The sequence below is a fragment of the Allocoleopsis sp. genome, assembly GCF_036703385.1.
In the GTDB taxonomy this organism is placed as follows: domain Bacteria; phylum Cyanobacteriota; class Cyanobacteriia; order Cyanobacteriales; family Coleofasciculaceae; genus Allocoleopsis.
Genome location: NZ_DATNPA010000303.1, coordinates 1 through 4517, shown reverse-complemented (window position 1 = coordinate 4517; position 4517 = coordinate 1). Strand labels below are relative to the sequence as shown.

Below are 4517 nucleotides of genomic sequence, written 5' to 3'. Positions count from 1 at the left end.
CAGTTTGGCTAAAGCGGCTTCAACCGTATCGCTTAACACCTCAGAGTAACGACGCTGTAAGACAATCTTCCCTTCAAAATTGCCTTCGGCTGTAATCGTAAATTGCTCCTTGAGTTCTGCTAACTCTTTAGCAGTTAAGAGTTGTTCCAATTCTGGATAACTCCAGACATAAAAAGCCCCTTCTTCTGGCTCAGTCGCATGGGAGTCAATGAAGCTATCAGCATCCTGAGCCGCATAAAAGAACCCATCAGCTGAGGTCATTTCCCGCTTGAGCCATTGGACAGTGCCAGCGATCGCACGTTTTAATGCGGGTTCGGTAATGCCTGCGCTCCACAAATTCGCCAGATACTCCACGATTTGCCCGTTGTCGTAGAGCATTTTTTCAAAATGAGGCACCGTCCATGTAGCATCAACGGTGTAGCGGTGAAAGCCACCCGCCACATGATCGTAAATGCCACCCTTTGCCAGGTCTAACCCACGCGATCGCGCAGCCTGAGAAGAATCGTCTTTAAAGTCCAAATTCAAGCGCGTGCCCCGCAGTACCAGTTCAGCATAGGGCATCATCGGGAAGCTCGGTCCGTAACTTCCGGCATTCACAACACCTGTATTCGTCTCCATCCCGCGCTCTAGCAAATCCTCACTCAGCGGCTGTGTTAGAGAGGGAGCGACGGCCGACTGGAGGTGAGTCAGAATCTCTTCTTTGAACGTTTGGAGCTTCGTTTTTTCCAGATCGTAGAATCGGCGAACCGCTTGCATAACTTGCAAAAAACCGGGGCGTCCATAGCGTGGTTCTACGGGGAAGTAGGTGCCACCATAAAACGGCACCCGATCATCGGGAGTAAGGAAGACATTCAGAGGCCAACCTCCTTGGCCGGTCATCATCTGCAACGCCTGCATGTAAATACTATCAATATCCGGTCGTTCTTCCCGGTCTACCTTGATCGGCAAGAAATTGGCATTCATGTACTCTGCGATCGCGGGCTCGGAAAATGCCTCCCCTTCCATGACAGTGCACCAGTGGCAGCTAGAGTAACCAATCGAAAGAAAAATCGGTTTATTGGTTGCCCTTGCAGTTTCCAAGGCTTCATCACACCAAGGCCACCAATCAATAGGATTTTCTGCGTGCTTACGAAGATACAGGCTTTGGGACTGGGCAAGACGATTGGTCATGGCTAGTGATGGGTACTACTGAGGAGACGCACTTTAAGGATATTTGTTGTCAGTTTATCGTGGTGGGCAAAGCTGCCATCTGGTCAAAGGTAGAGATAGCAAGTCCCAAGCCAGAAGTCTGTCTGTGTTGAAATTGACAAACGCCAGTAAAGCTAATTAGAGCCAATTGTGTCCCTAGGGTCAATTGACAGAACGCTTCCAGGCGTTTTTCTACAGAAGACATCAGTGACAATAGACTGTTTGTGTGAGTCACGAAGTCCCGACCGACTGTGACACCATTAGCTTATCGGATGCTCCAGCTCATTCCTGGCAGAATCTCAGCCTTTCTTAACCTCTTTGATCTAAAAATGAAGCTCTCAGAACGATTTACAGATGCCCTAATTTTTGCCTCCCAACTGCACGCCAACCAAACCCGTAAAGGTGGAGGAGTTCCCTATATTGCTCACCTGCTGGGTGTTGCCAGTATTGCCCTAGAATATGGCGCGAATGAAGATGAAGCGATCGCTGCACTCCTTCACGATGCCGTGGAAGACCAAGGCGGAGCAGCAACCCGCGAAGAAATCCGTCGCCGCTTTGGCGATACCGTAACCAACATTGTCGAGGGTTGCAGTGAGTCGGACACGACCCCCAAACCCCCTTGGCGTGAGCGGAAAGAAGCCTATATTGCTCATATCCCCACAGCATCTGCTTCAGTTCGTTTAGTTTCGGCGGCTGATAAGCTGCACAATGCTCGCTCTATTCTGAAGGACTATCGCTTGCTCAAAGATGACCTGTGGGAGCGCTTTCATGGCGGAAAAAACGGCACACTTTGGTATTACCGAGCTTTAATAGATGCCTTTCATGCTCATGAGTCAACCCCTCTAGTGGATGAATTAGAACGCGTCGTCAGTGAACTTGAAGGGTTAGTTGCCACTCTGACCAATGAGCAACAGCTCAAAACGGATGTTTAATCTGGGTGTTCTTGCTCCAAGGATTTATGACTTGGGTTTCAACGACACAATCCCGTGATTATGTTGAAAACTATCTATTTCTTCTGAGCGAAGCACAGCTCCTCATAAATGCATAACCTAAAGACAGTATTAGATATTGGACACATCGTTGCTGTTGTGAGGTGGCTACTTAACCAACACAACTTAGCTGAATGAGGTGCTGGTTTTGGCCTTACAAGGGAGACCTCACTCAAAGATTACAACTGCGATTAACAAGCAACACTAGTCAGTAGTGGAAACGCTACTGCAAAGAGAGGGATTCTAGATGAGGTTAGCCATGAAACCCGGATTCTACAAAGCGCAGCACCAAGAGTAATCGCGCTTTGAACCGGGTTCCTCAGCGAATCACCTTTATCACCAATATTTGCACGATTAATAGGACAACCAAGAAATCAAATGGCAACAACAAATCCCACTAAAAAACGAGTCGCGATTCTGCTCGACCAGAAGTTCGAGGATTGTGAGTTTCAAATCCCATACAAAGCCTTGCAACAAGCTGGGGCAGACGTTACTGTCCTAGGTTCGCGAATGAATGAAAAGTACGAAGGGAAACAAAAACAAGTATCCATTAAGCCTGATGGAACCGTAACCGAAGCACGCCCTGAAGAGTTCGATGCGGTTGTCATCCCTGGTGGCATGGCTCCTGACACCCTGCGCAACAACCCCAACGCTGTGAAGTTTGTCCAAAGAGCAATGCAATTGGGTAAGCTAATTGCTGCTGTTTGTCATGGCCCCCAGATGCTGATTGAAGGCGATTTACTCAAGGGCAAAAATGCGACCGGCTTTGTCTCAATTCACAAGGATATGATTAATGCGGGTGCCAACTACATGGATGAGCCGTTGGTAGTGGATGGAAACTTAATTACCTCCAGGCAACCGGGTGACTTGGCAATCTTCACAACAGCAATCCTGACTCGCCTGGGACTCGGCATTCCTGAGCAGGCTCTACCTGATGAAACTGATGCGACTGCCCAATGGTGGCAGTTAGCACAAGCGTGGGGGGGCAATAGTAAGAGGGAGATTGCTGATGCTCTTAATACCGCACTGACGGGTGAGCGCTATGCCCGAAAAGCATTTGAACTGTATGCGGAAAAGACTTCGGATGCACCATTGCGATCGCTCCTCTATGAGATGATCGAGAACAAGCAGAACCATATTCAGATGCTAGAACAACGTCTGAAGGATTTGGATGCATCTGAGTCAATTTCTGCCTCTGCTGCTGATATCTACGCCAGCTTGCAAGATTGGTTACACTCCAGTGATGATATGGCAATTTTGCGTCGCACCTTAGGCGATATCCAAACCGGTGTCGTTGATTCATATAACCTACGCAAACAATACACTGACCCTACTTCAACCGCCCTCTTTACAGAAATTGAAGCCGACTTGGCACAATACGAACAACGTTTAGCTAAACTTTACCACGCACGAATCGGTGCCCAATCCGCTCAACCAGCCATGCCAACAACGAGTGCAGCTGTTACCGGTTAGTCTATTGCTGTCGGTGTTTAACCAGACTTAAATCCCAGGTCACTGAAGAAGGTAAGCAAAATTTTTGTGGGGTAGGCACCCTGCCTGCCCTAAACCAAGTCAGCCTGTCAGTGCAAGTCAGCCAATCTTAAGGGATTCATCGGCGTCTCATCTCTGTTTAACTCTCTAATTTTTTTTCTAAAATTGCCAAATAAGCATTAGGAATCACAACGGGCCACAACACAGTCCCTACAATCAAAACGACCCAAGAGAGCTGCTTTTCTCCCGGCGACATGTTGCTATCTCGTTGAAAGAATTTTAGCCAGATGCTGAACAAGCGCTGAGCAATCACTGTATAAAAAAAAACTAAAATTAGTATAAGTAGTTTCATGCTCCTCAATCCTTGTCCATTAAATCTTCACTTATCCGCTGCCTAAATATATCCTAAGACAGATGTACACAGAATAGCACGCCTAACTATTCAATAAGCTATCGCAGGGAGTAGCGCTAGAGCGGTTTATTGTTAGCTTAATAAACTACTAAGTGTGGGAAAAAATGAGATGTTTTGTGATACTATGCAAGGCCAAAAGAATTCAAAAGAAAAATCCTAGGCTCAAGTTAAAAATACTTGTCTCTCAACCATTCCTCCTCTGTCTTGGCACCTATCCCACCCAGAAAAGTTCTACCTCTAAAGTCAGGGAAATACGACTTTAGAGGTTCGGTACCAGGGGAGTATCCTAATTCCCGCTTTTGTATCTTTAGCCTTGTAGGGGCTTTCCAGTCGGAAAACCCCTACATTAGATCTAGCTGTCGCCATAAAGGTTAGGACAGAGTTAACGGCTGAAACGACCACGTAGCAGTAATAAACCTTTTGCCTTCTGCCCTGTG

At 47.2% G+C, this 4517-nt stretch carries 6 protein-coding genes; 2 read left to right on the top strand and 4 right to left on the bottom strand.

The window, feature by feature from the left end:
• Positions 1-1170 (bottom strand): thioredoxin domain-containing protein (locus V6C93_RS15190; protein WP_333477508.1); only part of this gene is annotated, 1170 nt, incomplete at its 3' end.
• Between the two features lie 49 nt (positions 1171-1219).
• Positions 1220-1393, bottom strand: a complete 174-nt coding sequence (locus V6C93_RS15185) for a hypothetical protein (RefSeq protein ID WP_333477507.1) — start codon at positions 1391-1393, stop codon at positions 1220-1222.
• Between the two features lie 124 nt (positions 1394-1517).
• Here V6C93_RS15185 and V6C93_RS15180 point away from each other — a divergent pair, with 124 nt between their 5' ends.
• Entirely contained in the window at positions 1518-2120 is a 603-nt protein-coding gene (locus V6C93_RS15180; RefSeq protein WP_333477506.1) for an HD domain-containing protein, read from the top strand.
• A gap of 435 nt (positions 2121-2555) precedes the next feature.
• Complete coding sequence (locus V6C93_RS15175) at positions 2556-3650, top strand: DJ-1/PfpI/YhbO family deglycase/protease (protein ID WP_333477505.1); 1095 nt, start codon at positions 2556-2558, stop codon at positions 3648-3650.
• A 157-nt stretch (positions 3651-3807) separates the two neighbouring features.
• On the opposite strand, the gene V6C93_RS15170 is transcribed toward V6C93_RS15175, so the two are convergent.
• Both V6C93_RS15170 and V6C93_RS15165 read right to left on the bottom strand, forming a co-directional pair.
• Entirely contained in the window at positions 3808-4020 is a 213-nt protein-coding gene (locus V6C93_RS15170; RefSeq protein ID WP_333477504.1) for a hypothetical protein, read from the bottom strand.
• 303 nt (positions 4021-4323) lie between these two features.
• A partial coding sequence (locus V6C93_RS15165) for a hypothetical protein (RefSeq protein WP_333477503.1) occupies positions 4324-4517 on the bottom strand: 194 nt, incomplete at its 5' end.

Bases quoted from the DNA above. Each gene is read 5' to 3' on its own strand.
- V6C93_RS15170 (WP_333477504.1), bottom strand. From the start codon at position 4,020: ATGAAACTACTTATACTAATTTTAGTTTTTTTTTATACAGTGATTGCT.
- V6C93_RS15175 (WP_333477505.1), top strand. From the start codon at position 2,556: ATGGCAACAACAAATCCCACTAAAAAACGAGTCGCGATTCTGCTCGAC.
- V6C93_RS15185 (WP_333477507.1), bottom strand. From the start codon at position 1,393: ATGTCTTCTGTAGAAAAACGCCTGGAAGCGTTCTGTCAATTGACCCTA.
- V6C93_RS15180 (WP_333477506.1), top strand. From the start codon at position 1,518: ATGAAGCTCTCAGAACGATTTACAGATGCCCTAATTTTTGCCTCCCAA.